25 protein-coding genes are annotated in these 26128 nt (G+C 65.2%); 11 read left to right on the forward strand and 14 right to left on the reverse strand.

Translation table 11 applies throughout. From position 1 onward, the window contains the following. Positions 1 to 44: 44 nt before the first annotated feature. The gene (locus tag ACHQ4I_RS31395) at positions 45 to 944 is read right to left on the reverse strand and encodes a class I SAM-dependent methyltransferase (RefSeq protein WP_420775495.1); all 900 of its coding nucleotides are present in this window, start codon (positions 942 to 944) and stop codon (positions 45 to 47) included. A 339-nt stretch (positions 945 to 1283) separates the two neighbouring features. Between ACHQ4I_RS31395 and ACHQ4I_RS31400 the strand changes: the two genes are divergently transcribed. Together ACHQ4I_RS31400 and ACHQ4I_RS31405 are read left to right on the forward strand one after the other, a co-directional pair. Beyond that, positions 1284 to 2669: a hypothetical protein gene (locus tag ACHQ4I_RS31400; protein ID WP_420775496.1), complete on the forward strand. Its 1386-nt coding sequence runs from the start codon at positions 1284 to 1286 to the stop codon at positions 2667 to 2669. 189 nt (positions 2670 to 2858) lie between these two features. Next, complete coding sequence (locus ACHQ4I_RS31405) at positions 2859 to 3149, forward strand: hypothetical protein (RefSeq protein WP_420775497.1); 291 nt, start codon at positions 2859 to 2861, stop codon at positions 3147 to 3149. A gap of 304 nt (positions 3150 to 3453) precedes the next feature. Here the strand turns inward: ACHQ4I_RS31405 and ACHQ4I_RS31410 are convergent, their stop codons facing one another. Both ACHQ4I_RS31410 and ACHQ4I_RS31415 read right to left on the reverse strand, forming a co-directional pair. Beyond that, the gene (locus ACHQ4I_RS31410; protein WP_420775498.1) at positions 3454 to 4032 is read right to left on the reverse strand and encodes a hypothetical protein; all 579 of its coding nucleotides are present in this window, start codon (positions 4030 to 4032) and stop codon (positions 3454 to 3456) included. Positions 4033 to 4255: 223 nt separating this feature from the next. Next, the gene (locus tag ACHQ4I_RS31415; protein WP_420775499.1) at positions 4256 to 4990 is read right to left on the reverse strand and encodes a MerR family transcriptional regulator; all 735 of its coding nucleotides are present in this window, start codon (positions 4988 to 4990) and stop codon (positions 4256 to 4258) included. A 170-nt stretch (positions 4991 to 5160) separates the two neighbouring features. Here ACHQ4I_RS31415 and ACHQ4I_RS31420 point away from each other — a divergent pair, with 170 nt between their 5' ends. Next, positions 5161 to 5514, forward strand: coding sequence for a DUF1707 SHOCT-like domain-containing protein (locus ACHQ4I_RS31420; RefSeq protein WP_420775500.1), 354 nt, complete (start codon positions 5161 to 5163; stop codon positions 5512 to 5514). Positions 5515 to 5554: 40 nt separating this feature from the next. Here ACHQ4I_RS31420 and ACHQ4I_RS31425 read toward each other — a convergent pair whose 3' ends face one another. Next, positions 5555 to 7993, reverse strand: a complete 2439-nt coding sequence (locus tag ACHQ4I_RS31425; RefSeq protein WP_420775501.1) for a serine/threonine-protein kinase — start codon at positions 7991 to 7993, stop codon at positions 5555 to 5557. A 129-nt stretch (positions 7994 to 8122) separates the two neighbouring features. Continuing rightward, on the reverse strand, positions 8123 to 9652 hold the full coding sequence (locus tag ACHQ4I_RS31430) for an amino acid permease (protein WP_420775502.1): 1530 nt from the start codon (positions 9650 to 9652) through the stop codon (positions 8123 to 8125). 198 nt (positions 9653 to 9850) lie between these two features. Here ACHQ4I_RS31430 and ACHQ4I_RS31435 point away from each other — a divergent pair, with 198 nt between their 5' ends. Beyond that, the gene (locus ACHQ4I_RS31435) at positions 9851 to 10894 is read left to right on the forward strand and encodes an SPFH domain-containing protein (RefSeq protein WP_420775503.1); all 1044 of its coding nucleotides are present in this window, start codon (positions 9851 to 9853) and stop codon (positions 10892 to 10894) included. 138 nt (positions 10895 to 11032) lie between these two features. Here ACHQ4I_RS31435 and ACHQ4I_RS31440 read toward each other — a convergent pair whose 3' ends face one another. Together ACHQ4I_RS31440 and ACHQ4I_RS31445 are read right to left on the reverse strand one after the other, a co-directional pair. After that, on the reverse strand, positions 11033 to 11350 hold the full coding sequence (locus ACHQ4I_RS31440) for a hypothetical protein (RefSeq protein WP_420775504.1): 318 nt from the start codon (positions 11348 to 11350) through the stop codon (positions 11033 to 11035). Further along, positions 11325 to 11522: a hypothetical protein gene (locus ACHQ4I_RS31445; RefSeq protein WP_420775505.1), complete on the reverse strand. Its 198-nt coding sequence runs from the start codon at positions 11520 to 11522 to the stop codon at positions 11325 to 11327. Before ACHQ4I_RS31445 ends, ACHQ4I_RS31440 begins: the two co-directional genes overlap by 26 nt. A gap of 274 nt (positions 11523 to 11796) precedes the next feature. Between ACHQ4I_RS31445 and ACHQ4I_RS31450 the strand changes: the two genes are divergently transcribed. Both ACHQ4I_RS31450 and ACHQ4I_RS31455 read left to right on the forward strand, forming a co-directional pair. Next, positions 11797 to 12372 (forward strand): DUF3558 domain-containing protein, encoded by a 576-nt coding sequence (locus ACHQ4I_RS31450; RefSeq protein WP_420775506.1) that lies wholly within the window; start codon positions 11797 to 11799, stop codon positions 12370 to 12372. A 31-nt stretch (positions 12373 to 12403) separates the two neighbouring features. Beyond that, positions 12404 to 12877 carry a hypothetical protein gene (locus ACHQ4I_RS31455; RefSeq protein WP_420775507.1) on the forward strand — a complete coding sequence of 158 codons (474 nt, stop codon included), beginning with the start codon at positions 12404 to 12406 and terminating at the stop codon, positions 12875 to 12877. A gap of 180 nt (positions 12878 to 13057) precedes the next feature. Here ACHQ4I_RS31455 and ACHQ4I_RS31460 read toward each other — a convergent pair whose 3' ends face one another. Beyond that, entirely contained in the window at positions 13058 to 13267 is a 210-nt protein-coding gene (locus tag ACHQ4I_RS31460; protein WP_420775508.1) for a DUF397 domain-containing protein, read from the reverse strand. Further along, positions 13264 to 14145: a helix-turn-helix domain-containing protein gene (locus tag ACHQ4I_RS31465; protein WP_420775509.1), complete on the reverse strand. Its 882-nt coding sequence runs from the start codon at positions 14143 to 14145 to the stop codon at positions 13264 to 13266. The genes ACHQ4I_RS31460 and ACHQ4I_RS31465 overlap by 4 nt, the downstream gene beginning before the upstream one ends. 330 nt (positions 14146 to 14475) lie before the next feature. On the opposite strand from ACHQ4I_RS31465, the gene ACHQ4I_RS31470 reads away from it, so the two are divergent. From ACHQ4I_RS31470 to ACHQ4I_RS31485, 4 genes are all read left to right on the forward strand, one after another. Next, entirely contained in the window at positions 14476 to 14733 is a 258-nt protein-coding gene (locus tag ACHQ4I_RS31470; RefSeq protein WP_420775510.1) for a hypothetical protein, read from the forward strand. Continuing rightward, positions 14730 to 15068 carry a hypothetical protein gene (locus ACHQ4I_RS31475; RefSeq protein ID WP_420775511.1) on the forward strand — a complete coding sequence of 113 codons (339 nt, stop codon included), beginning with the start codon at positions 14730 to 14732 and terminating at the stop codon, positions 15066 to 15068. Before ACHQ4I_RS31470 ends, ACHQ4I_RS31475 begins: the two co-directional genes overlap by 4 nt. A 6-nt stretch (positions 15069 to 15074) precedes the next feature. Then, the gene (locus ACHQ4I_RS31480) at positions 15075 to 15410 is read left to right on the forward strand and encodes a hypothetical protein (protein ID WP_420775512.1); all 336 of its coding nucleotides are present in this window, start codon (positions 15075 to 15077) and stop codon (positions 15408 to 15410) included. A 134-nt stretch (positions 15411 to 15544) separates the two neighbouring features. Further along, a complete protein-coding gene (locus ACHQ4I_RS31485) occupies positions 15545 to 16300 on the forward strand; it encodes an ESX secretion-associated protein EspG (RefSeq protein ID WP_420775513.1) in 756 nt (251 codons plus the stop codon). A 50-nt stretch (positions 16301 to 16350) separates the two neighbouring features. Here the strand turns inward: ACHQ4I_RS31485 and ACHQ4I_RS31490 are convergent, their stop codons facing one another. Then, positions 16351 to 16977 carry a hypothetical protein gene (locus ACHQ4I_RS31490; RefSeq protein ID WP_420775514.1) on the reverse strand — a complete coding sequence of 209 codons (627 nt, stop codon included), beginning with the start codon at positions 16975 to 16977 and terminating at the stop codon, positions 16351 to 16353. Between the two features lie 32 nt (positions 16978 to 17009). After that, on the reverse strand, positions 17010 to 18221 hold the full coding sequence (locus tag ACHQ4I_RS31495) for a hypothetical protein (RefSeq protein ID WP_420775515.1): 1212 nt from the start codon (positions 18219 to 18221) through the stop codon (positions 17010 to 17012). Positions 18222 to 18333: 112 nt separating this feature from the next. Here ACHQ4I_RS31495 and ACHQ4I_RS31500 point away from each other — a divergent pair, with 112 nt between their 5' ends. Beyond that, complete coding sequence (locus ACHQ4I_RS31500; RefSeq protein ID WP_420775516.1) at positions 18334 to 19146, forward strand: YbaB/EbfC family nucleoid-associated protein; 813 nt, start codon at positions 18334 to 18336, stop codon at positions 19144 to 19146. A 146-nt stretch (positions 19147 to 19292) separates the two neighbouring features. Here the strand turns inward: ACHQ4I_RS31500 and ACHQ4I_RS31505 are convergent, their stop codons facing one another. From ACHQ4I_RS31505 to ACHQ4I_RS31515, 3 genes are all read right to left on the reverse strand, one after another. Continuing rightward, complete coding sequence (locus ACHQ4I_RS31505) at positions 19293 to 24188, reverse strand: NAD-glutamate dehydrogenase (RefSeq protein ID WP_420775517.1); 4896 nt, start codon at positions 24186 to 24188, stop codon at positions 19293 to 19295. A 157-nt stretch (positions 24189 to 24345) separates the two neighbouring features. Continuing rightward, positions 24346 to 25041: a hypothetical protein gene (locus ACHQ4I_RS31510; RefSeq protein WP_420775518.1), complete on the reverse strand. Its 696-nt coding sequence runs from the start codon at positions 25039 to 25041 to the stop codon at positions 24346 to 24348. A gap of 10 nt (positions 25042 to 25051) precedes the next feature. After that, positions 25052 to 26128: a discoidin domain-containing protein gene (locus tag ACHQ4I_RS31515; RefSeq protein ID WP_420775519.1), complete on the reverse strand. Its 1077-nt coding sequence runs from the start codon at positions 26126 to 26128 to the stop codon at positions 25052 to 25054.

Consider the following 26128-nt stretch of genomic DNA (forward strand, 5'->3'; position numbering starts at 1 on the left):
GAACAGCTGAGCCGAGACGACGCGCTGCACCATGATCGGTTCGTTCACCGGCGCTTTTCGGCGGATATGTAGCGCGCCTGCTGCATGCGGTCGAGCAGCTCGGCGGGCAAGTCGGCGGGCAGATCGGTGATCGGGCGGCCGTAGGTGGCGGCCAGGTCGAAGGGGGTGGCGCGGTGGACCGACCAGCCGTGCTCGGCCAGCCAGTCTCCGGGATCGGCGCGGTCGTCGTCGTACCACAGGTCGACCACGTTCAGGTTGCCGAACGGGTTGCTGCCGAAGAACCTTTCCTCCATATCGAAGTGGTGCTGGTTCAAGCCGCGGCCGAAGTCGTCGGTGGCCACGCTGCTGCCGGGCGCGGACAGGGCGTCGATGCGTTCGAACAGTGCGTCATGTGCCAAACCCGGCAGGAACGGCAACAGTCCCTCGGCCGACCACGCCGTCGGCCGCCCCGGATCGAGGCCCGCGGCAGTGAGCGCGGCGGGCCAGTCGTCGCGCAGATCGACCGACAGCGCGCGCCGATCGGCCGTGGCCACGGCACCGTGATCGGCGAGCACCCGGTCCTTGAACTCCAGCACCCGGGGCTGATCGATCTCGAAGACGACCGTGCCCGCGGGCCAGTCCAGCCGATACGCCCGCGCGTCCAGACCGGCTGCCAGGATCACTGCCTGCCGCACACCCTGCTGCCACGCCGCGGCGAAGAACTCGTCGAAGAACCTTGTCCGAACCCCCATGAACCGGCCGAACAAAGCCATGCCCGCCGATGCCGGGTCCTCCAGCATCCGCAGAAAGTGCGGTTCACCGGCCGCCTCGACGAACCACGCCGCATAGTCGTCGTGGATCATCGGCTCGGGATCGATCGTCTCCAGTGCGCGAAACGTGGCGACGCCCAAGGCAGTCAGACCCACGCTCGTCACGATGTCCCAGCTGTCTCCATCCGTTCGCATATGTATCACCCCATGGTGTCAGCGATCATCAGAGCTCTGCTGAACCGGAGCAAACGCCCCGCATCCACCCCATCGATTTTCCTCTCATGCGCAACCGCCGGGCAACGCCCGAACCCGCCTCCGAGCACCACACCCGTCGGATCAAGATCAGGTGGCACTGGTGGCGGGGGCTTCTCGGGCGATGCCGCCATAGATTCCACCTGATCTTGATCCGGCGGGGGTGGTGGGCGGCTTTGGGTTCCCATCTCTGGGAAGGTGCGGTGGGGAGGCGTGGCAACGTGGTGTCGCCCGGTGTGTGTGCTGCCTCGGGTGTGGAGGCACTTGGACGAGGAGGATGGTGTGGCCGACGAGTCGAACGAGTTGACCGTCGAGCATCCCCTGGTTCGGGCCTTGGCGGAGCAGGGGCCTGTGGGGTGGACGCGGCTGGATGCGGCGTTCGCGGTCACCGTCATGGGGACCATTGCCCAGGTGGTGTTTTTCGATGGGGAGCAGGCGGTTTCGGTGGATCCGCCGGAGTCGGTTCTTGTCCTCGTGCCGGAACTGCGGGCGGCCGCGGCGCGGTCCGGGGCGCGGGTGTGGTGGCGAATGCTGTTGACGCTCAGCGATTCCGGTGAGCTGGCGGTCGACTACGACCATGGCGCGGAGCCGTTTCCGGCGGGGCAGCTGTTCGCGCCGGAGGCGTATCGCGCTGATCTCGAGGCCTATCCGCGGGCCAGCGTGCCGGTATGGCTGGCCGCGTATATCGGTCATGGGGATCGGCAGCTGCGCAGTCCGCAGCAGGCGGCGGCCCAGGCCAGGGCCGATCGGGCGGGGCAGGTGTGGGCGGTACTGGCCGAGAACGAGTTTCCGCCGTTTCCGCTGATGTGGGCGCGCTGGGCGACGATCGCCGCGGCCTTTGTCGCGGCCGGGTCGCAGCGTGGGCCGCGAATGTTGCCGTGGATCGGCATATTCGAAGGCTCGGCACGCGGCGGGTCGACATTGCATGCCCTGCCGGCGGGGCGGGCAGTGTTATCCGGTGGTGTGTGGAACGCACCCGCGCTGGAGGCGGTCTACAACGGGGGCGCGCCCATGCCGGAACTGTATGCGGGCGCACCGGATTGGGTCGCCGACCCGGTGCTGAATCCGCGGGCCGCGTCGGGGCTGCTGTCGTTCTGCTACTGGTGGGAGGCGGGGCGCTGGTATCGCGGTGAGTCGCCGTCGGCGGAGCAGTGCGCCGCGGGAGTGCCCGGCGTATGGACTGCGGAAACGGTGGCGGAGATCGTCACCGGCCTACTCGATACCGCGGTGCCGGACGCGGTCGCGTCGCTGATATCCGCCGCCGAGCGGGGCGTTGTCACCCGCGCGAGTCTGGTCGAGGTGTTCGGCGACGACGGGCGCTTCGATATCGACGGTGCGCTCTATCAGTACTCGCTCGCCGGACTGGTGTCGACGGCGCCGGAGCCGATGCCCGCCGAGGAGGCGATCAGCCGCGTCCGGGACTACATCATCGGACGCGGTCTGGACACCACGGGATATCCGTTGTCGCAGTTGGTTGCCCACCGGCTCGAGGTCGGGTGGATGGTGTACGTGCCGGTGCCCGACGGCGAGATCGCGATCGGTCGGGCCGTGTTCTACGTGGCCGATGACGGCGTACTCGAGCCCGCGACTTCGTCCATCGCCCCGGCGATCTACATCGTCGATTTCGAACGGCGCTTTGCCGAACGCCACGGCGCGCTACCCGCGTGAACCATCCGAATCACGGTGAGCGGAAGCCTCGATCTCACTGCCGCAGTTGGTGGTCTGCGAAATTCCTAATGGTTCACTATTGATTGTGCCGTCAAACAGCGGCACAATAGTCCTTAGACAACCTGCATCCCCGGCACACACCTACCGACGAAGTCCGGGACAGACAGGACTAAGGAGATTTCGGTAACCATGAACCTCAAGTCGAAGAAGGTCGTCATAGCCGGTGCGGTCGCCGGCGCGCTGGTCATCACACCGGCCGCCATGGCGATTCAGTCGACCATCGCGGCCCCCGGGAACCACAGCAACAGCAACGGCGGCGGCGCCCGCGGCGGCGGCTACAACAGCAACTCGAATGGCAGCCGCCGCGTCGCCGATCAGGATCACGAAGCCTCCGGCAACAACAACTCGAGCCGAGGCTCCTACGAAAACCGCAACGACGGCGGCCGCTGGGTCTGGGTCCCCTCCGACGGTGGGCGCTGACCTATTCGCCTGCGGCTCTTCATATTCCGAATGCGACCGCCGCCCCGAAAGGGCGGCGGTCGCATTTGTCTGTGCGCCGCCACCCGATGAAGCACCTCGGCGCTCCGAGCCGTCCCACAGCGCCACACCCGCATGAGTGGCGGTCAATTGCGCTCCGCTAGTTGACAATTGAATGCTGCGCCAGCGGATCGAGAATCGGCATCCTCGCGCACGACACAGCCCGATGCCCTCCCGGACGGCGTGCGCAGAATTTGCGCGGCCGGCCGAAAGGGCATCGGCGGTATGAAGTTTCGCGGTAGACGACTCAGGTCAGGTTGCCATCGACGCACAGGCTCGACGACCGCCACGACGGTCCCGGCCGGTTCGCGCTCATATCGAAGGTCCACTGCGAGATAGGTCCGGCCGCACGCCAGTACAGCCCGCCGCGGCCGTCCGGGAACGCCTCGTAGATATCCTCGCGTCCCTCGATCAGCTGACTGCCGACGCAGTAGTCCATGTAGTCGGTGCCCGGCTGCTGCGCGCCAGGGCTGAACTGCCCCACCGGATTTCCGTTGGTACCGGGATTGAAGACGGAGCTGCGCCCGGGGGCGAGCCCCTCGCGGGACCAGCGCGCGAATCCGAAGAAGTCCGACTGGCACCGGAACATCCAGCCGCCCGCGGCGATCGCCACACCCTGCGGATGGCCGACGCCCGCCCACAGGCAGCGCAGGCCGATATCGGCGTTGGCCGCGGGGGTCGCGGTGCCGAGACCGAATCCACTGGCCGCCGCCGCGATCGCCGTTAGCAGGGTGAGCGCTCGAATCTTGCTGCCGCCCTTGACATTACCCGAATCGTGACATTCCGGAACTCGCGGCGCACGGCGCCATCCGCTGACATTGATCATCGACGTCTCCTTCATCATCGTCTCGCCCGGCGGCCGACGTCGATCGGGGCCGACGGGAGGTGCTGATCCCGCTGCCTAATGTAACGCTATTCAACGGCACGTTATATCGAGTATCGCCACACATGGGAACGATGGAGGAGGGATGATCCCGGAAACAGAGGAAGTCCTGGTCGGGCCAGGAAGGGAAGAAGTGCACGCCCGGACAGCGGGCGCACCGGTCGCCTCAGGCGTCCGGTAATGCCTCGGCGAGTTCGCTGTCCTGCTCGAGATATTTGGCGACGAAGCGGTTCACCAGCTCGGCGGTCGCCTGCCCCGGTCGTGTCCGGGTCGCGGCCACCCGCTCGGCGAGGACGGCCTGGTCCGTGGGTGTGCGCTCGGAGCGCTGATACGGCTCCCACGCGGTCCGATGGAATAGATCGATGAATCGGCGGGCGATCCGGTCGCAGTCCGCGCGCAACCGCTCCAATTCGCCGAGCAGCGCGTCGATCGGGATTCCGGCACCCTCCAGCTGGTCGAAGATGCGGATCAGCTGCGGATCCGCGATGCGGTAGGTCGCGGCGTCGACGGGTTCGTACAGACCGGCCGAGACCACGCGGGCCAAGCCGTTGGGCACCTCGCGGTAGCGCTGTTCGAGCTCGGTCGCCGCGATCGTGTCACCAGGGGACGGCGCGGTGGACTCTGGCGCACTGGGCTCCGCGACGCCGAGAATGTCGCCGAGGTCGTCGCCGCGGTCCCAGGCCTCGAGCAGCTCCCGGATCCCGTTGAGCTTGATCCCCCGGTCCAGCAGCCGGCTGATGGTCTGCACCCGATTGAGGTGATCCGGTCCGTAAAAGCCGGTGCGGCCCTTGACCTGTGGCGGGGGCAGGATGCCGCGCTCGGCGTAAACCCGCAGGCTGCGCACGGTCGTACCAGCCTCGCGCGCCAGCTCATCGATCGTGTACTCCACATCCCCTGCCATACGTCTAGGAAACCACATCGAAACATTACCCACAGGTAAGCATACGTAACTGATATCAGGCACGTATGATCTGCGACACAGCTGTCAACCCCCAATGACACCCCAAACTATTCCCGCCGTTGGCAATTCATCTCCGCCGAACCGGCGTCGGCTGGGCTTATCCTTCGGATATGACCGAAGCGCAGGCTTCTCGAATTACCGTGACGGAGCGGGAACGGGCGCTGGAACAACTGTCGCACCATCTCGGCACGGGGCGACTCAGCCTGACCGAGTTCGACGAGCGCAGCGCCATCGCGGCGGCGGCGACCACCAAAGCACAATTGGCGGAATTGTTCGCCGACCTGCCGGGCGCGACACCGCAGGCGCCGTCGGCGCCCACCGGCAATGCGCTGCAAAGGCTCTCGACGATCGCCGCGCTGATCTCCATCGTCGCGGTCGTGCTCGCGGTCGCCACCGGCAACTGGTTGTGGCTGCTGGCGGGCACCGGAACGATCGTCGCCTTCGTGATCCAGCGAATGCGCTGAGCCTGTCTCCCCCGGCACCGCTCGTTCCCGGGCGCGTGCCCTACCAGCGTGTGCGCGGCCGAACGGAATTCGCCAAATCGACCAGCCGGTAGCGGTGCCAGCGATCGGGGGCGGTCCTGGCCAGCGCGCGCAGGCTCGTTTCGAGTCCCTGTCGCAGTCCAGCCGCGGTGACCGGGAACCCGAGGATGGTCCGGTTCGGATTCCGCGGTCGCCCGCCGACCCGCAGCCACTCCAATGCCGCGCCGACCACGATGACCTGCAATTGCAGTGTCCGAGCATCGTCCGGCAGCGCCTCCAGCCGGGCCGCGGCGGCGCAGATATCCGCCTCGGTGATATCGGCGATCGGCCGCGAGACCAGCAGCAGACATCCGGTCGTATGCGCGACGCTGTGGTGTCGCGACGCCGCGGGCACCTGGTCCAGCACGCCGACGGCCTCGAGGAGTTCGCCGTCGGCGGCCAGCCGACGAGCCAGTCCGAACGCCGCGCTCACCACGCCGTGGTTGGTGCGCCACACCGCCCGGTAGTGCTCGGCCGCGGCGCGATGCCAGCGATCCGAATCGGCGGGCGCATCCAGATGTTGCAGGATGAGTTCCGCGGTGGCGGCCAGGGCCAGTTCCGGTCCGATCTCGCCCGGCAGCATCGAGTGCACGGTCTCGAAATGCTCCCAGGCCCGCTCGTAATGGCCATCGAGCAGCGCGGCGACGCCCACGTACCACTCGATGCGCCAGTCCGCGCCGTAATCGGGTCGCAGATCGGCGAGCAGCTGACAGGCCGGAACCGTTTCCCCGAGATCGAGATAGGCGCGAACCGCGGTGAGCGGTCCCTCCAGGTCGAAGGATTCCGGCGCGACGATCGTGCCGGCACGGATGCGTTCGTGCGCCCGGCGCAGCGCGTCGAGCGCATGCCGCGGTTCGCCGTGCAGCAGCGACGACAGCAACTCGGCACTGGGATCCTCGCTATCGATCAACGGCGTAGGCAGTGCCGCGACGACATCGCGCGCCTCGAGTACCGGCATTCGATCCATGCCGTCGACGATCCCGTCGGTCTGGCCGATGAGCGTATCGATGCCGAAATCGTCTCGCATGGAGCTGAATTCGACCGACGGCTGCGGATGTTCCAGGCCGGTATCGATCGCGAGAACCATGCGCAGCGCGCCCGCGAGCTGACAGTACATCGAATACGCGGACGGGAATCTGCGCTCGGGCTCCGGGTCGGTGGCGCGCAGCAGCAATCGATACAGGCACGGGTAGCGCGCCAGCAGCGGATCCTCATCGGGCTCGGGAATGCCGCCGAGAAAATGACCGTCGCGATCGCGCGGCAGATCCAGCGCCAGCGCGGCCAGCGTCCGGCCGACGGTATAGATATCCGAAACCACCGTCGGTCCGGTCTCGGTGATCTCGGGCGCCTGATAGCCGGGTGTGCCGTAGATGCTGCCGTAGGAATCCATGGCCGCGACCGCACCGAGATCGATGAGTTTGACCTCGTGCTCGCTGACCATGATGTTGTCGGGTTTCAGATCGTTGTATGCCAATCCGAAGGAATGCAGATAGTCCAGCGCGGGCAGGATTTCCATGATGTAGGCGATGGCCTCGACAACTGGAATGCGCTCCTTACCGCGCAGATCGAGCATCTTCTTCAGCGACTGCCCGCCCACGTATTCCATGACGATGTAGCCGTCGGCGATATCGCGACCGGACCGATGCTTGACGAAGTTGTAAATCTTGACGACGCCGGGATGCGCCACCTCGGAAAGGAATTGGCGTTCGGCCAGCGCGACCACATGCGCTTCGAAGTCGAGCGGGTTCTGCAATCCCTTCAATACCACCCACCTATCGCTGACATTGCGGTCGACGGCCAGATAGATCCAGCCGAGCCCGCCGTGCGCAAGCGATCCCTGCACCTCGTATTGATCGGCGACCAACTCGCCACGCTGCAGGGTGGGACGAAAGTTGAACGGCGATCCACACCGACCGCATTCGCCGACCACGACGCCGGGTCCGCTGGCGCTGCGGCGGCCGACCGGCTCCTGACATTTCCAGCAGAACCGTTTGAGTTCCGGCACTTCGGGATCGGCGAGGATGGCGGTGCGGGGATCGACCGGCGCCACCCGAGGCATCGGCACGAGACCGGCGCCGAGCCGCCGCACGCTCGGACGGGAACGGCCGCTGCGGCCGGAGACGGGCTCGTCGAGTTCGAGGGCCGTTTCGGCGCCGGTGTCCGGATCGGTCACCGGCATGGTCGCGCGGCTGTCGTCGGGCCGCAACTGCCGATCGGGCGGCGAGAACCGTTGCGACGGAATGCGTTCCACAGTGCTCGGCCCGGACCATGGATGCTGGCGGCGTTGCGACGGTTCGAGCTTCGGCATGCCACGGGTGGCCCAAGGGTGCGGCGTCCGCCGCGGTACCTCGGTCCCGCGCATCCGCCGATTCGCCCATGGGTGCGGCAGCGGATTCTCGGAGGCGCTGGGTTGTTCCGGCATGGGAACCTTTCGAGCCTGGTGAATAGGGGACCCATTCTCTTCCGCCGTCCGCCGCCGTGCGCATGCCTTATTCCCGGGCGTGGGAATAGCTCCGCCCCGGACATGTTGTCCGGGGCGGAGATCGGATTACTAGTCCTCTTCGGGCTTGTCCAGAACGACGACCGGCTCACCCTCGCGGCGCGGTCGCTCGGCCAGCACCGGGAACTGACCGGTGATGCCCTCGCGTTCCTGGGCGACCTCCAGCACCCGCTTGCGGGCCAGGAACCAGCCGCCGACGAATGCCGGAACCACGACCACCGCCATGGCGATCACCGCACCGCGCTGCTCGATTTCGTGGCTGCATGCCATCAGCACGATCACCGCGACCAGGAACGCCAGCGTGGCGTAGCTGGTGTAGGGGGCACCGATCAGTCGGAACGACGGGCGTTCGACCAGACCCTTCTTCGACCAACGGAACAGTTGCAGCTGGCAGACCACGATCGCGCCCCAGGCTGCGATGGTGCCGAGGGCCGACATGTTCAGCACGATCTCGAATGCCTTGTCCGGCACCATCGCATTGAGCCCGACGCCGATCAGCGCGATCGCACCGGTGGCGAGGATGCCGACGTAGGGCACACCGCCGCTGGACATCCGCGAGGCGATCCTCGGCGCGCTGCCGTTCATCGACATCGACCGCAGGATCCGGCCGGTCGAGTAGAGGCCGGCGTTCAGGCTGGAGAAGGCCGCGGTCAGCACCACCAGGTTCATGACCGAGCCCGCGCCGCCGACACCGAGCTTGGAGAAGAACGTAACGAACGGGCTCTCACCGGACTTGAAGGCGACGTAGGGCAGCAGCAGGCCGAGCAGCACCAGCGATCCGACGTAGAACAGCGCGATGCGCGCGATGACCGAATTGATGGCGCGCGGCATGATCTTTTCCGGATTCTCCGCCTCACCGGCCGCCGTGCCGATCAATTCCACTGCGGCATAGGCGAATACGACACCGGTGGTGACGGTGACCAGCGGCAGCAGCCCGGTCGGGAACAGGCCGCCGTTGTCGGATACCACGCTGAAACCGGTGGTCTGCCCATCAAGTTCGAACCGACCCCCCAGGAAGATGGTGCCGACGATCAGGAAGGCGACCAGCGCGACGACCTTGATCAGCGCGGCCCAGAACTCCAGTTCACCGAACCATTTCACCGAAATCAGGTTGATGCTGACCACGATGGCCAGCGCCACCAGCGCGATCAACCACTGCGGTATCGCCTCGGTGGCTCCCCAGAAATGGACATAGGTGGCGATCGCGGTGATGTCTACGATGCCGGTCATGCACCAGTGGAAGAAGTACATCCACCCGACCGCGAAAGCCAGCTTCTCGCCGTAGAACTCACGCGCATAGGAAACGAACGATCCGGAGGACGGACGATGCAACACCAGCTCGCCCAGCGCCCGCAGGATGAAGAACACGAAGATACCGCAGACCGCGTACACCAGGAACAGTCCGGGACCGGCCGTGTGCAACCGACCACCCGCGCCGAGGAACAGGCCGGTGCCGATCGCGCCGCCGATCGCGATCATCTGCAGCTGACGCGGCCGCAACGCCTTGTGGTAGCCCGCATCCTCGGCGTGCAGCGCGTCCGCCGGCGCCGACACCTCCGCGGGAGGTTGAACGGTTGTCATGGTGAAGCCTTTCACGTGACGGCGATCATATCGTCGCTTAATGTAACGCTATTCAACGGCACGTTCAATAGGGAACGGCGAGTCGTAACACCGCAGAAACGAGACGCAACGCCTCCACCTGCCCTGACCTCGCAGTTAGTTGATTGTGCCGCTGAATATCGGTACGCTAGTTAAGTTTTCGGCTGATGGAGCGCGCACATGGCATGGTTCGAACGGGAGTTCATCGCGGTCCCCGAAGACCGGAAGAACCAACTGGTGTACAAGTGGCCGGACGTCAATATCCGCCGCTACAGCCGCGCCATCGTCAATGCCGACGAGATCGCCCTGTTCGTCAAGTCCGGGCAGGTGCTGGCCGCGATGGGGCCCGGGCGGCATCGGATCGACGCCGATGAGCTGCCGGTGCTCGGCGCACTGGTGGATACGCTCACCGGCAACAACTTCTACCGGGCCGAACTGTATTTCGTCTCCACCCGCGAGTTCGCGGGGATCAAGTTCGGCGGTCGGCTGGCCGATATCGCCGACCCGGTCAGCGAACAGGTCGTGACCCTGCGGGTCTTCGGCGAATTCGCGCTGTCGGTGCGGGATCCGGCCGAACTGGTCACCACCCTGGCGGGCACCGCCGACCTGAGCGTCCCGGCGACGGTGGAGTCCTGGTGCTCCGAGCTGCTGCTGAAGTCCATGAAGGTCGCTGTCACACAGGGCATTTCACGCGGTGACTGGCCGGTGCTCGGCCTGTCCGGACAGTTGGAACCGATCGAGGCCGCCGTGGTGCGCCAGACCAATCTGACACTCTACGAGTACGGTCTGCGCATACCGCGCTTGGGCAACTTCGATATCACCCTGGCACCGGAGGACGCGGAGCGGATCAAGCGACTCGCCAAGGACGTCACCTACATTCGACTCGCCGGAGACTTCCAGCGTTACGCCGCAGGCGAATTGGCGCTCGGCGCGGGCCAAGGCTTCGCCCACGGCAATGGCGGCGGTGACGGATTCCTCGGCGCCGCACTGGGTTTGAACGCCATCCAACAACAGGCACCGACCAACCCGTGGCAGCAGCGCTCCCCCACGACGACACAGCCGGTGTGCACCGGCTGCCGCACCGCCAATCCGGCAGGCGCGCGGTTCTGCACGAACTGCGGCGAACCCCTCGCCGTACGTCCGCGCCACTGCGGCGGCTGTGGAGCCGAACTAACCGCGGGCGCGAAGTTCTGCGGCGACTGCGGCACCCGAGCCGACAGCTGACCAGCTGGTTCGAACCCTCTCTCGTATCGCTGGTGGGTTTACCGCGTGCCCAGCTTCGACGCAGCGACGATCAGCGCGAAACAGCACCGCAATGAGCTGCACTGAGCAGCTGGATTACGGTCATGACGACGGCGATGATCACCTGCGCGAGCGCGACCGCCTAGGTGACGGAATCCTTACCGCCTCGAGGCACTCCCCCGGGTGCTGCCATGCGGAGGCCTGCGTCGCCGCCTTGCCGACATCGCCCGCGCTGAGGTTGGTGAGTTCCTTCCGGATGTCGGGACCGCCGACCCACGAGATCAGTTCGCAGATCTTGTCATAGCGGAGGCCGAGCGAAACCTCGGGCAGGTGCCGGTTGTCGCTCGCGGGCGCAACCAGACCGGCCGCCCCGGTCGCGAGGTCATTGAAATCATCGACCGCGATGCCGTCGTCATTGATGCTGAATAGATTCGTCAAGGGCGGCAAGGAACTTCGCGAAATCTTGGTCGCGGTAGTGATACTCGTTGGCCGCATCGCAGCGTTCGAGAGCTCGATAGCGATCGACGTAGCCGTCGGCGAACTCCGCCGCCAAGCGACCGGTCCGGCTGCCGTTGGCCACCGAATCCACGTCCGTGTCCGTGGAATCCAATGGCGTGCAAAGTGTTCCGGCCAATTCGTAGGCCTAACTTGTTGCCGTCGTGAACCTGCTCCGGCACCACCGTGAACGTCCGACCGGAAGCTGGCGTCCCCCCATCGCTCACGCTGGCGGATGCTACCGACCTCGAACTTCGGCGTCGAACCCGAGCGAGCCGCAGCTTGTAGGTGGATCAACCGGCCGGTACGGTCGAACCAACTGAATAGGGGGTGGGCCCGGGCCAGCCCTGATCGATGTCGTCGATAAAGCCGGTGACCAGGAGGAACGCATGATCAGCAGGGGGAACACACTGCTCGGCACTATGTTGGCGGTTGGTGCTGTTGTCCTGCTGTCGGGGTGTGGGTCGTCGACTGATGGGGCCGCGAAACCGGTCTCCACTTCCACGAGCGCGGAATCGTCGCTGGCAGACGATGTTCCACACACCTATGACCCTTGTAAGGACGTTCCGCAAGCCGTGCTGGATTCGGAGAAGCTGCATGGTAAGGATCCGGCCAATGGCGATGCGGGCGGTGGGGTCAAGTGGCGCGGTTGCGCCTGGGTGCGATCCAACGGCTATGCGGTAAGCATCCGCACCACGAATCTCACCATCGATGTCATCCGCAGCCGCAACTTTCCCGAAACCACCGAGTTCACGATCAACGGCAGGCGTGCGATCTCGACTCGCCAGTTCGACGGCCCCTACATCAAAGAAGCATGCACCGTCGATGTGGAGATGAAGGGCGGCAGTCTCGAGTTCAATCTGAACAATCCGCCGTCGAACCGCGACACCGGCAGCATCGACTCGTGTGTGCTCGCTCGCGGATTGGCGGAAAAGGTTGTGCCCAGCCTGCCCGCGACCGCCTGACTGATATGTGGAACGACCTGGGAGGGAACATATGGCAGACAACGACAAGACGCCAGCGACTCCATTGGCGAACCTGATCACCGAGGCCCGCGAAGGTCGGCTGACAGTGCGAATGGATCTCGAGAAGTTCGTCTATATCGACCGTGACTGCGAATACTTCAAAGACCAGATCCGGAAGATTCAGCGCTCGATGACCGAGGTCTCGCAGCAAGATAAGTGGGGCCTGGGTGACACCTTCACCCCGCAGGGCGACCGCGACCTGATCTCCGCCAAGACGATGGTCAAGCGCTGGCGAGAAAAATCCCGAGGATCGCAGAACAGCGTCTACGAAGTAATGGAGTCGCACTACAAAGTCATCGAAGACTTCCAAACCCTTTTCCGCACCGTCCGCGAACGCATCACCGGCGTCGACACCGCGCAGGCGACGAAATACCAAGACCTGGAAGCGAATCTGCCGCAGCAGGCACCCGCTCAAGCCAAGATCTTCTCTTGGCCAGGGCTATAGATTCACCATCTCGCGCACACCTTCGACGCGGGCACACATCGACTCTCCGCGCAACACGCCGCTCCGGAAACCCGAAGTTCTGCGCGAGCATGGATTTGGCCGTTGTCGAGACAACAGCGGCCCCATCGCGTCTTGGGGCTCGTGAGGATGGGGCCGCTGTGGTGCTCAGTACAGTCGAGCTCAGACGTGGCGGTCGAACTCTCCGTCCGTGATGGCCGCAGTGAAGGCGTCCCACGCCCCAGGCGTGAAGACTAACGCCGGGCCGGTTGGGTTTTTGGAATCACGAACTCCGACCATGCCTCCATCGAGGTGCGCAGCCTCCACGCAATCCCCGCCGGTGCCGCTGCGGCTACTCTTGAACCACTTCGCCGCGGATAGATCGGTGCTCACGCTTCGTACTCCTCTGCAAATGCCACTAACAGCGTCCTGGATTCGCCCTCATCGAGCACTGCGGTCTCGATACTCGACACCGCGATGCGATACCGATCGATCTCGTCGGGTTTGTCCAGGTACAAGGCACCAGTGTAGCCCTCGACGTGGACGACGGGCGGTTCGATGAGTGCCGGGTTGGGGTGCTCCGGGAACTCGAGCAACACGAATGAACGTGCCTCCAAACCGAGGTGGTCACCGCTGGTCAGGGGAACGATTCTGATGGACACGTTCGGAAGGTTGCTCAATTCAATGAGGTGACGCGACTGAGCTGCCATGACAGCGGCTCCGCCGATTTTATGGCGCAATGCCGCCTCGCTGAGCATTACATCAAGAATGAAGTGCTCAGGCGATTCCTGCAGGCGCTCTTGACGTTTGACAAGAAGTTCTATGTGCCGGGCAATCTCGTCAACCGTCAAGGCTGGGATGTAGTTCTGCGCCACGGCGCGCCGGTAGTCGGCCGTTTGCACCAGGCCAGGCAGCAACGTCAGCTGAAACGACGTAATACGGCAGGCTGCCTGTTCGAGCACGACGAAGAGGTCTTTGTCCCCGAACATCGCGTCACTGTAGGACTGCCACCAACCAGTCTTGCGGGCCTCTTCCGCCAGCCAAAGCAAGGCATGCCGGTCGTCGTCACTCGCGCTGTAGACATCGCACAGTGCTCGGATCACCATCTTCTTGACCAGGGCTACCTGACCATTCTCTAACCGCCACAACGTTTGTGAACTCATCTCAGAAAGCTTGGCCGCCTTGTCCCTGGTGAGCTCGGCCTTCTCGCGCAGCTGGAGCAAACGTCGAGCCAGCAGTCTGCGAGGAAGAGTCGTTGTATGAGCTGCCATGTGGCCCCCACCTCTTTGTTAGCCGAACTTTGCAATCATTCCAGTTGATCTGGAAGGAATCTATCTGGGCGCGAATCATACTGTTATGACTCCATTTTCAAGTCACGCAGTGCTGTACTCGTTTGGGCCAAGGCCGCTGGGACAACCGATCGGCCCGCCGCTGCGGCACGCCACACGATCACACCGAAGATGCTGGGGGTACCGATGAACGCGCGAGTTACGGATGATCTGCCGAACCTTCGGCCGGCCGACAACCCGAACAAGCCGAAAGCCATTGGGTTCGTTCGAAATGACGTGTCCGGTCTGCATGCCCCACGCCACGCCCTAGACGTGCAGCGGCACGCTCTAACGCTCGGCTATCAGTACGTCTACACCGTGCGGCCACCGGCTGACGTCGATGATCCGATCGGGTACGCGCTCGGGATCGCGGCCGGGCTCGAGGTCGAGGTGATCATCGTCTTCGACCTCGGTCACGTCGACTGTCGGCCCGCATTGATCTGTGACGCCGGATTCGACCTGGAAACCGTTTGCCCGCAGGGCACTTGGGTGCGTTCCGCACAGCGTGCGCCCGGCACGGGGGCGGCGTGATGTACGAAGATGCGCTGCTCAATCCGCCGAGTATCTGCGGTTGCGCCGAGGTCGAGTTGGCGCACGCGCAGATGCGCCGACACCGTGCGTGCCGGATCTCGCGGTGCGCGTGGAAGCGGGTCGCGTACTACACGCTCGTGCGGCACGGCCGGATCGTGCCACCGAAGCTGAGCCCGCGCGAACGCGCCAAGCTGCGCGGAATCGACTTCCCTGTCGACACCGACCGCACCCTCGCCGAAGGCACACCCGAACTCCCGACATTGCACCAAGTGCTCGACGGGCTCGCCCAACTGGCACTACCGCCGACCTCCCCCGGCAACGGCGGCGAGAGGTGAAAGGCCATGGCCCCGTGGCAGATAGTGCACAGCGTCCTCGCGGTCGTCGGGGGCGGTGCGTTCGCTATGGTCGGCGTGGCGTGTGTGTGGCCGATCAACCAACCACGCCGCGACCGGCCCGCCGCACGCCGCTGCCGCCTACGCCCGGTCGAATGGCCGAAGGCGTGGACATGCGGCCCACCCGAGCAGCCGTTCACCCTCGCCGACGCCCACGTCGCGATGCAACTGCATCGCGAGCACGACTGCGACCGCAAGCACGCCGCATTCGACGCGCTGGTCGCCGCCGGCCGCATCCACCCCGATTCCACACGCCGACACCGACTCTGGGGCAAACCCTGGTGAACCAGCACTAAAGGCGCGGAGGAATGTGGTCGAGCCGAGTCAAAAGGTAGCTCCGGCGCCCCCAGGAATGACCATTCGACTCGGCTCGCCGACCGCGCTCACACCCAATACCCGAACTGATCGATTGGAATGTCTTGATAACCGAATGGACTTGGGAGCCCGACGATTTCGCTGCACTGTGGTTGAGCCCTTCGAACGATCGCTTCCCCGATCCGCTCCGCTTCACCAGCCGCTTCGCCTACCGGGACGACTTCGACGCGCACAAGGCCACCGTGCGCGAGCGCTACTCCCCCGAAGAACTGGAAGAAATCCAACTGGCCCTACACACCCTGACCACTTCAACGCTCCGCATCCAAATCCTCGGCGGCACAACCCAACACGAGAACCCCAACGGTGGCGTCCACGTCTACCGCATCGTCGGCGCACGCACCGACGAGTACGCGATGTCTTTAGCCCAAGCCACCTTCGGCGACACCAACGGCCCGATCCGCTGCCGCCTGTTCCCCTCCGCCCACCTCCCCGCACAACTCGTAAGCTGCCTCCCCCCTTGCAAACCCGGCACCCAGCCGCCAGCCGCCTACCCCTCCCACCCCAACAGCACCACCCCGCACGAACGCTACCAGCGCCTCTTACACCGCCCCGCCGACGGCGGCGGCTCCGCCCTCCTCTACACCGCCCCCATCAAAACCCCGACCAAACCCCACACCACCATCCAATGGCACGACATCACCAACGACGGCCGCTACACCGCCCACCCCCCAACCATCCACCCCACCACCCCCACCAACCTCACCACCCTCTTCAACACTTGGACGTCTGATCACGTGGAAACCATGGCGGCATCGCCCGAGAAGCCCCCGCCACCAGTGCCACCTGATCTTGATCGCTGAGGCGTCGCTGCCTTCGCCTGGGACCACGAGGGCGGCAGCGTGTGACGGGCTTACTGGGCGATTTTGTACCTCAGTGCCTTACTCGGCAGCACGTCGCGGCACAGGAAATCGACTGCACAGGACAGGGTCAATAGTCGGTTCACGCGTGGGTCGTGGATATCGACATGACAGTAGTGGAACGACCCGCGGTGTCGAATTTCGAATCCGGCGGACGCCGCGCTGCGGTACTGCAATCGGTCGGCGAACAGTTGAAATGGCGACCACCACAGAGCCCCTAGGCTGCCCTCCTCCGCGACTCCCCGAAGGATTCTCCTGTTGTGCAGGCGCGCAGCACCGGGGCGCTTTCCCAGCAATTCACCCGAGCCGAACTGATCGAAGACGCGATTCCTTCGCATCCCCGCGCGCTCATCTCTGATTTCCCCGATGCGAATCCCGTCACGGCCCTGCGCAAAGCCACGCGAGATGACACCCACGGGAATGCGCGGATCCTTACCGACCGTCACTTCGAAAACAGTGTGACCATCGGCGTCACCGATGGCGCGCAACAAGGCGATCTGTTCGGGGCGCTTCCGCCGGACCACGCTACCGAGGCCGAAGGGTTCATACACACCGAATATCGTCGCTTTGCCGCGCTCCAGATGAGCCCATAGCGTGAAACTTGACACCTCGTCGAGCATGCGCCTCTCCTGCACAATCCCTGAGCCGATCCCTATACGGAGGGCAACAACGCGATCCGCGCCGAACCCGCCTCGGCGTTCCATGCCTTATTCTTCTCGAATTCGAAACCGCGCTGTTCCACCTGGTCGACGAGACTTCCGATATCCATTGGCGAGTTCGCCGAAGTGATAGCCTGCTGTACGGTCTGCTGAATCTTCTCGACCTCGTCATCGATATTCTTGAAGATGTCGATGATGTCGTTGACCCCTTGCACGATCTCTCTGACGATCTTGTATATCTCGTAGCCCTTGTACGCGGTCCAGGCGGCGGCCGCGGCATCGGCGAGCGGATCCTCCGGCCCCAGTCCCACGATTTCGATCGCGGCATCGCCGGCCAACATTTCACCGACCTTTTTGATCAGCTTATTGATCGCCAAATTGAACAGCGCATTGATACCGGCAATCGCCGCCTTCGCCAGTTCCACGATTGCGTGATAGCCATCCTCGTACGCCTTGGAAACAACCTTGGCGGCGTCACCTATCCCGCCGATACCCATCGTCCACTTGAACATGTACGAATCGAACGCGGTGGCCGTAGCGCCCTGCCACTCACTGCCCAGCTTCCACGACCCTTTGCGCAACGTACCCGCCACGACGTAACACCCATCCCCCAATGTGTCGTACGCGCCGTGCAGATAGAACAGCCGATCCCAGTCTCCCAACAGCGGCTTCAGCAGCTGATCCCGCAGATCGTTGCCAGTGATCGCTTTGTAGACGGATTCGGCCGCGGCGGCGTAGTTGAATTTTCCGGTGATAGTCGCCAGGTTACTGATGATGCCGCTGTCCGGCGGATCCGGCGGTTGCACCAGCTTGAAATCCTCATTTTCCACGCTGAAGTCGCCGCCGAGACTTCCGCCCGGCAAAGAGGAGATATCCGGAAACCCGGGCAGCGCGTCGGGATAGACCTTCTGCAGATCCGCCGCATTCTGCTCATCTTGGGTCCGCAGTTGCGTGTTCACCGTGGAGACCTTCTCGGTGATCACACCCATGCCTCGTTGGCACTGTGCGAGCTTGCCGCTGAAGTACTGGGCGACCTCCGGTACATGGGGTTGCAACTTCGACAGCAGGGCGGTCAGCCCGTCGGTCTCCGAGCACTCCTTGCCGGTCCAGGTGACCATTGCGGCGAAATGATCGGTTTGGGCGGTTACCAGCTTGTTGAAGGCCTCGAAGTCGACACTGGGCGGTACAACCAGCACGTCGGCCACGGATTCCCCCTTCGAGTCGAAATACGATTCGGCACAGGGTATCCGACAACACTGTGGGCCGCGCGCGGGCCTGCATTACGATCGGTCGGACGGGCGAGCGCTGGGAGATTTCGTGGAACAGTTCGATATGGACGCCGTACTTGCCACCATTGACCGGAAAGAGGCGGAACTCGCCGCCGCGAGTCGCGAGATGTCGTCGATTTCCGCGACAGGAAGATCCGACGACGGCCTGGTCGAGGTCACCGTCGGCGGCACCGGGACCGTGAAAGCTGTTGAGCTGGCTCCGGAAACATTCCGTCGCAGCAGTCCGCACTACCTCGGCGGATCCGTTGTCGAGGCGATCCGACGGGCGGCCGAGCAAGCAAATCGGGCCAGGCGGCAGGCGATTGCGCCGATCACCGCCGCGCACCGGGAACTGACCGAAGGATTGGCTCCGGCGCGGGAATCGCGGCCATCTGTTGCCGCCCAACCCATGGATTCATCCGTCGACGCGGCATCAACGGATCGACTCGTTCGAATCAGCGTAAACCCAATGGGATTCGTCACCGCCGTAGATATCTCGCCGAACGCGTTCCGCTCCAGCACCCCTGCCCGCTTGGCCGCCGCAATCACCGAGGCGGCCCAGCGAGCCGCCCGCCAACTATTCGAAACACGCTCTGCCGCAATCGAACCCTATATCGAACAGAGTGCGGACGCTCCGCAAGCACCGGATCTGACAGCGTTCTATCCGATCCCCGCCGCGGTTGAAGCCCAACCGCCGGTGGCAGCCGAACCGCCCACGCCGCCACAGCCGACACCATCGAACTCTGGACACGTCATCCCGGGAACCCGCAAGCCCAATCGCGACCAGGTGTTCATCCCGGACGAACCGGATGACGACGACGTGTACTTCCAACAGCACCGGCAGAACGGATGGCTACGGTAAACGCGGGCACACCATCGTCCCCGCGAATGCCGGGATCCGCTGCGGAGTTGGATCCCGGCATTCGCGGGGACGACAGGGAACGCTCGGTGAGACGATGCCGAACTGTGCCGGGATCCAGCACTGCGCTGGATCCCAGCAGCTGAGGATCAGCTCGAAACAGCCGCCGTGGCAGCGGATTCCCCGCTGCTGACCATGCTGCGCACCTGTCGCGCGGCCACCGACAAGGTGGCCAGGTCGTGGGTGCCCGCGGCGAAGATCTCGCCGAGCGAGGCACCGGCGCGGGCCAGGCGGGAGCGGTTGACCGACTCCCAGTCGGCGATCTTCGCCGCGGCGTTCTCATGCGGTTCGGATCCGGTCAGCACATCGAGGGTCAGCGAGCGCAGCGAATCGTAGAGATCGTCGCGGACCGCGAGCCGGGCCAACGTGCGCCACCTGTCATCGCGCGCCAGGTTGCTCACCGCGGTCAGCAGCCGCTCGATCTGGAAGTGTTCGTCGAGCGCGTAGTAGAGCACCGCGACCTCCTCCGCATCGCGCTCGGCGATATCGGCCGCGTCGATGATGTCCAACAGCGGGAACAGGTGGATGAGGCGGAACACCTCCTCGGCCAATTCCGCTGGCGCACCCTGCTCGACGGCGGCGCGCGCATGCGTCGCCAGATCCTCGGCATGAGCCGCGGGGAGCCTGGCGGGCAGCATCTGCCCCGCGAGCTTGCGGACACCGTCGCGGTAGCGGGCGATATCGGCGCCGATGGCGATCGGCTGTGGGCGCTTGGTCAGCAGCCAGCGAGATACTCGATCGAGCGTGCGCCTGGTCTCGCGCTCGAGTTCATCGCGCGCCGCCGTCGGCATCGGCGTGGTCCGGATGCGCTGCCAGAGCGTGTGCAGATCGAACACCTCGGTCGCGACGGTGAAGGCGCGCACCGCGTCCTCGGTGCTCGCGCCCGCCTCCTCGGCCAGGCGGAACGCGTAGGTGATGCCGCCGTGGTCCACCACGTCGTTGACCACCATGGTGGACACGATCTGGCGGCGCAGTGGATGCCTGCCGATCGCGTCGGCGAATCGTGCCCGCAGCGGCTTCGGGAAGTACGACCGGAGCACCGACTCGAAGGCCGCGTTATCCGGCAGATCCCCGGCCAGCAGATCGTCCTTGAGCGAAAGCTTCACGTGCGCGAGCAGATTCGCCAGTTCCGGGGAGGTGAGTCCGCGCCCTTCCACCGTCCGCTTCTTCAGCTCGGCGTCCGAGGGCAGTGCCTCGAGCCGCCGGTCCACACCGCGGCGGAACTCGAGGTCGGCGATCAATCGGCGATGCACACCCGACATCGGCACCGATTGGGCGCGCGAGAGGCCCATCCGGAAGTTCTGCGAAATATTGTCCCGCAGTACGAGTTCGGCGACCTCATCGGTCATCGCGGCCAGCAGTTCGGTGCGATCGGTCGCGGCGAGCTCACCGCCGGAGATGACCGCATCGAGCAGCACCTTGATATTGACCTCGTGGTCGGAGCAGTCGACGCCCGCCGAGTTGTCCAGGGCGTCGGTATTCATCCGGCCGCCGTTCGCGCAGTATTCGATGCGGCCGAGGGCCGTCGCCCCGAGGTTGCCGCCCTCGCCGATCACCTTGGCGCGCAACTGATTCGCATCGACACGCACGGCATCGTTGGACTTGTCACCGGCATCGGCATTCGTCTCGGTGGACGCCTTGATGTAGGTGCCGATGCCGCCGTTCCAGAACAGATCCACCGGGGCGAGCAGGATCGCGCGGATCATCTCCGGCGGAGACAGCGTGGTCACGCTCGGATCCAGATCCAGGGCCGCGCGCACTTGCGGACTGACCGGAACCGCCTTCGCGGACCGGTCGAAGACACCGCCGCCCTTGCTGATCAGCGCCGCGTCGTAGTCCGCCCACGACGAACGCGGCAGTGCGAACATCCGCTGCCGCTCCCGGAACGATGTCGCCGCATCGGGGTTCGGATCCAGGAAGATGTGCCGGTGGTCGAAGGCGGCCACCAGTCGGATGTGCTCGGAGAGCAGCATGCCGTTGCCGAAGACGTCACCGCTCATATCACCGACGCCGGCGACGGTGAAATCCGTTGTCTGCGTGTCGATGTCCATCTCGGCGAAATGCCGCTTGACGCTCTCCCACGCGCCCTTGGCGGTGATGCCCATCGCCTTGTGGTCGTAACCCACCGAACCGCCCGAGGCGAATGCGTCGCCGAGCCAGAAACCATACTGGCGGGCAACATCATTGGCGATATCGGAAAACGTGGCGGTGCCCTTGTCCGCCGCGACGACCAGATAGGTGTCGTCGCTGTCGCGGCGCACGACTCGCTCGGGCGGCACGACATCGCCGGAGCCGTGATCGACGTTATCGGTCAGGTCGAGCAGGCCGGAGATGAAGGTGCGATAGCAGGCGATGCCCTCGGTCAGCAGTGCCTGCCGATCGGCGGTCGGCTCGCCGGTGGCCGCTGGGGGACGCTTGACCACGAAACCGCCCTTGGCGCCGACCGGAACGATGACCGCGTTCTTCACCGCCTGCGCCTTCACCAGACCCAGGATCTCGGTGCGGAAATCCTCCAAACGGTCGGACCAGCGCAACCCACCGCGCGCCACCGGACCGAAGCGCAGATGCACGCCCTCCACCCGCGGCGAGTACACGAAGATCTCGAATTGAGGCCGCGGCCTGGGCAATTCGGTGATGGCGTGCGGATCGAACTTGAACGACAGGTACTCCGGCGCGTTGCCGTCGCCGTCGCGGCGGAAATAGTTGGTGCGCAGCGTCGCGGTGATCAGGCCGAGTACCGCGCGCAGGATGCGGTCGGCGTCGAGGCTGACGACCGCATCGATCTCGGCCTGCAGCCGCTCGGCGATACCCGCCGCCCGGGCCGAGGCCACCGCCCCGACACCCTCGGGATCGAAGTAGGCGTCGAACAATTCGGTGAACAACCGTGCCATCGTGGGCTGCGCCAGCAGCACCCGGGCGATATTGCCCAGGGTGTAGGCGAATCCGGCCTGCTGCAGATACTTGGCGTAGGCGCGCAGCATCGCGATCTGCCGCCAGTGCAGTCCGGCACCCAATACCAGTTCGTTGAGCGAGTCGACCTCGGCGCTGCCGTTCCACATGGCCGCGAATGCCGCCGGAAAGTATTGCCGCACACTGCCATCGGTCAGCGGTTCGTCGGCGGGTCGAGTCAGATCGGCCTCGAGGTCGGCATCGATCGCGGTGCGCAGCAGCGCCGCCGGGACGCGAAGCCCGAAATCGTAGATCCACTTGTCGGTGTCGTCGGGCAGGCTGATGCGGTGCGGCCGTTCGTCGACCACCTCGACGCCGAGGCTCTGCAGCACCGGCAGCACGCGGCTGAGCGAGATTCCGGCACCGGCGACGTAGAGGGTGAATCGCCACTCCCCCGACGGCGATTGCGCATGCCGATACAGATTCGTGTCGATCTCGCCGTCGGCGAGCGGTTCGAGCCGCTGCAGATCGACCAGCGCCTGCTCCGGTTCGTATTCCTGCTGATACCCGACCGGGAACGCGCCCGCATAGGCATTGGCGACCTTGGACGACACCGCCGGCACCCCGGTCGCCGCCGCGACCACGCGGTCGGCCCAGCTCCGGGTGGTCGCGAAGAGCAGTTCCTGGATGCGCTCCCGGTTGGATTCGGAGATATCGGCCGGTTCCGCATCCGGACCGCGATGCACCGTGAAATAGACCACGGCCAACTCGGATTCGCTCGCCCTGGCCGAGTACGCGACCTGATCACCGTCGAATTCCGCGCGCAGGATCTCCTCCATGCGCAGCCGGACCTCGGTGGAGTAGCGATCGCGCGGCAGATAGACCAGGCAGTAGACCGCACCGCTGCGCCCGTCACGCCGGATGAACAGCCGAACTTGCCTGCGCAGCCCCAAATTCATGACCGCGGAAACGGTTTCGAACAGCCGCCTGGCATCGGTGGAGAACAACTCCACCCGGGGGAACGACTGCATCATCTCCAGCATCGCCTGCCCGGAGAACGAATTCAGCTCGAAGCCGGCCCATTCGATGACCTGGTGCACGCGGCGGGAGATGACCGGGATATCGAGAATGTTCTCGTGCAGGCCGGTCACCGTGAAGGTGCCGACGAATACATGCTCGCCCTGCACCGGGCCGACGCCGTTACCGCCGCCGCCGTAATCGGCGACGCTGACGAAGTAGAGCTCACCCGATCCGGGGATCAGCGAATCCACCGATCCGTTGGCCAGCCGCAACACCGGGCGCGTGGCGCCGAGTACGGGAACATCGAGATCGACATTCGATCCGTTCCAGAGCACACCGAGACCGGTACCCGGCACCTGCCGCGGATCGCTGCCATCGTCGGCGCGGCCGCGGTAGTAACCGTAGCCGAGGACGGTGAAATGCCCATCGGCCAACCAGCGCAACAACTTCGCGCATTCGGGCACCTCCGGATCATCGGAGCGGTGCGCGATATGGTCGAGCCGACCCGCCAGCGCGACCATGGCGTTGGCCATGCCCGGGGTGTCGTCGACAACCTTGCGCAGCACCCGCAGCAGGGCGGGCAGCTCGCGATCGATCCGGTCCAGCAGCGCCGCGCCGACGTTCGGGCTCAGCTGCACATGGATCCAGGACTCCGCGACATTGTGGTTGCCGTTCGCCGGAGCCGTGTCCGGCTCCTTGGGGGCGATCGCCCGCAGTCGCCCGCGGCGGTCGCGCGCGACATCGAAGACCGGATGCACGACCTCGGTGGCGGCGGCGCCGAGGCGGCGCAGCGCCGTGGTGACCGAGTCGACCAGCAGCGGCATATCGTCATTGACGATCTGGATGGCCGCGCCGAGTCCGCTGCCGTCATCTGGGCGGTACACCCGGGTGATGGCCACACCGGGCATGCGGATCGCCGCCAGTTCCAAGTGGTGACGGAAGATCTGTTCGGCCCGATCGGTGATCGTCGGCGCGGTGGCGCCCGGCTGGATCCAACGGAAGTAGGCCGCCTCTAGGTCGGTCGGATCATCGCGGAACCGTTTGAATGAAATCGTCTGCTGGGTGGTTGCCACCATCGACTCGTGCCTTCCCGAGATCTGAGCCCGTAACCGTACGGTTCCCATACCTTACATGGTTTGATGTGCCGTTGTATAGCGGTACGTTAAATGAGTAACGCATTCCTGAGAAAGATCAGTACTGGTCAAGCACATAGCTCGGCCGAAGTCCGGCCCGTCATGGCGTCAAACCGGCACGCGACATAAAGGTCTGTGCCGCCGCGCGTCCGATGAACGCGCCCGTCTCAACACGAAGTCCGACAAGGGTATTCGCGTAGCGGAGGGTTGCCGAGGGGCTGATCGCCACGAAGACGACACCGTCGGCCAGGACGGTTCCGCCCGCCCCCCGCCAGGCGCGCACGGTCTCGGCGCGGCGATCGGGCGGATCCAATGCCACCGAGAGGGTGAGCTCCCGGCCACCGGTGAGACCGCCGGCGAGCATCGGATTGTCCGCCCGGATGACGCAGTTCTCGGTCGTGCTGTCGACCCGCTGACAAGAGGCGGCCGCACGCAACTGGCCGGGCAGCGCCTGATCGATCTCCATATCGGGCATCGACGCCAGCGGCGGCGCACACGAACGCAGGACCGCGAAGCCGAGGCCGAGCACCGTGGTGACGATGGCGCCGAGCGCGGCCGCCCACTGCCATCGCGGATATTGTTCGGCGACAACCTTTTCCGCATCCGCCACGGCACGTTCGGTGGTGGCCGCGGCCCGCGCGACGCCCGCGACCACCTGCTCTGCCTGCATCGCGTGCTCGGCCACACCCGATAGTCGATGACCTGCGGACAGCGGCGCACCACAATGCCCGCACTGCGCCGGATTACCGATATTGCGGTGCGCGCAGTACTGGCAGACCAATTCGGCTACTGACATCTCAGTGGCCTCAATGTCCGGTGATCACGATGGAGGAGATCGCGGTCGTATTGATCGTCGGATCGCCCTTCGATTCCAGGATCGTCAGCACGATCTTCGATGCCTGCACGGGCACCTCGAACTTGGTGACCACCGTGGTGCGCTGATCCAAGGTCTGCTGGGTGTAGGTAGTCTTGTTCGGATCGTCGAACTGATACGAAACCCGGCTGGCCGTGCGGTATTTCGTCCACTGGTCCACACCGTCGGCGCCGATGCTGTCCCAGCCGGGGACAATGCCGATCGAATCGATCTGATAGGTCTTGCCGAGATCGATGCTCAGCACCTGCCCGTCGACCTTGTAGGCGCGCGCACACGACCACGCCTTGCCCTGCTGACCGCCGAAGGCGTCCATGCCCGGCGTACTGCCCGACGGGCAGTGGGCGGTGGCCGACTTCACCTGGATCGTCCCGGAGGCGACCGTGGGCGCCTCCGGTTTCGTGGTCGTCGGAGCCGCGGTCGCCGACGGGGTGATGACCGCGATCCGAGCCGTCTCCCGCGAGTCGTCCTTCCCGCCGGTGGAAATCAGCGCGATGATGAGCAGAATCGCCAGGACCGCGCAGACCGCGAGCGCGATCTTGGGATTCCTGAGCTTCTTGCCCAGCACGGTGATTCGTTCCGTGAACTCCGGCCCGCGCGTGGACGACCGTCCGGATCCGGATCCCGACGCGGACCGCACCGGTTCGTCGGGCGGCGGCCGGTTCGCCGAAACGTCGGAGTAATCGGAGGAGAAGTCAAGTGCCGGTGCGGAGTCCGGCGGCTGTCCGTTGAGCAGCGCGATGATCCGCTCACTGGCCTTCGGCCCGTCGGAGGATCGCCGCGGCGGCGTCGGGGCCGCACCGGGCCCGGCTCCCACCGCCGAAGCGGCGGCCACCGCGGCGTCCGACAGCGGGCCGCCGGGCTCATCGAACCCGGCATCGCCGGTAAGGGGCCCGCTCAGCAGAGGCCCGGTGTCCGGACCGACCTCCCCGAACGACGGGTCCGAGAGCAGCGCATCCAGGACCGCGCCTCGATGGCGGAGAAAGACATCTCCCTGGTCCTCGGCAGGCAT

This window comes from Nocardia nepalensis (genome assembly GCF_048910785.1).
Classification (GTDB): Bacteria; Actinomycetota; Actinomycetes; order Mycobacteriales; family Mycobacteriaceae; genus Nocardia; species Nocardia nepalensis.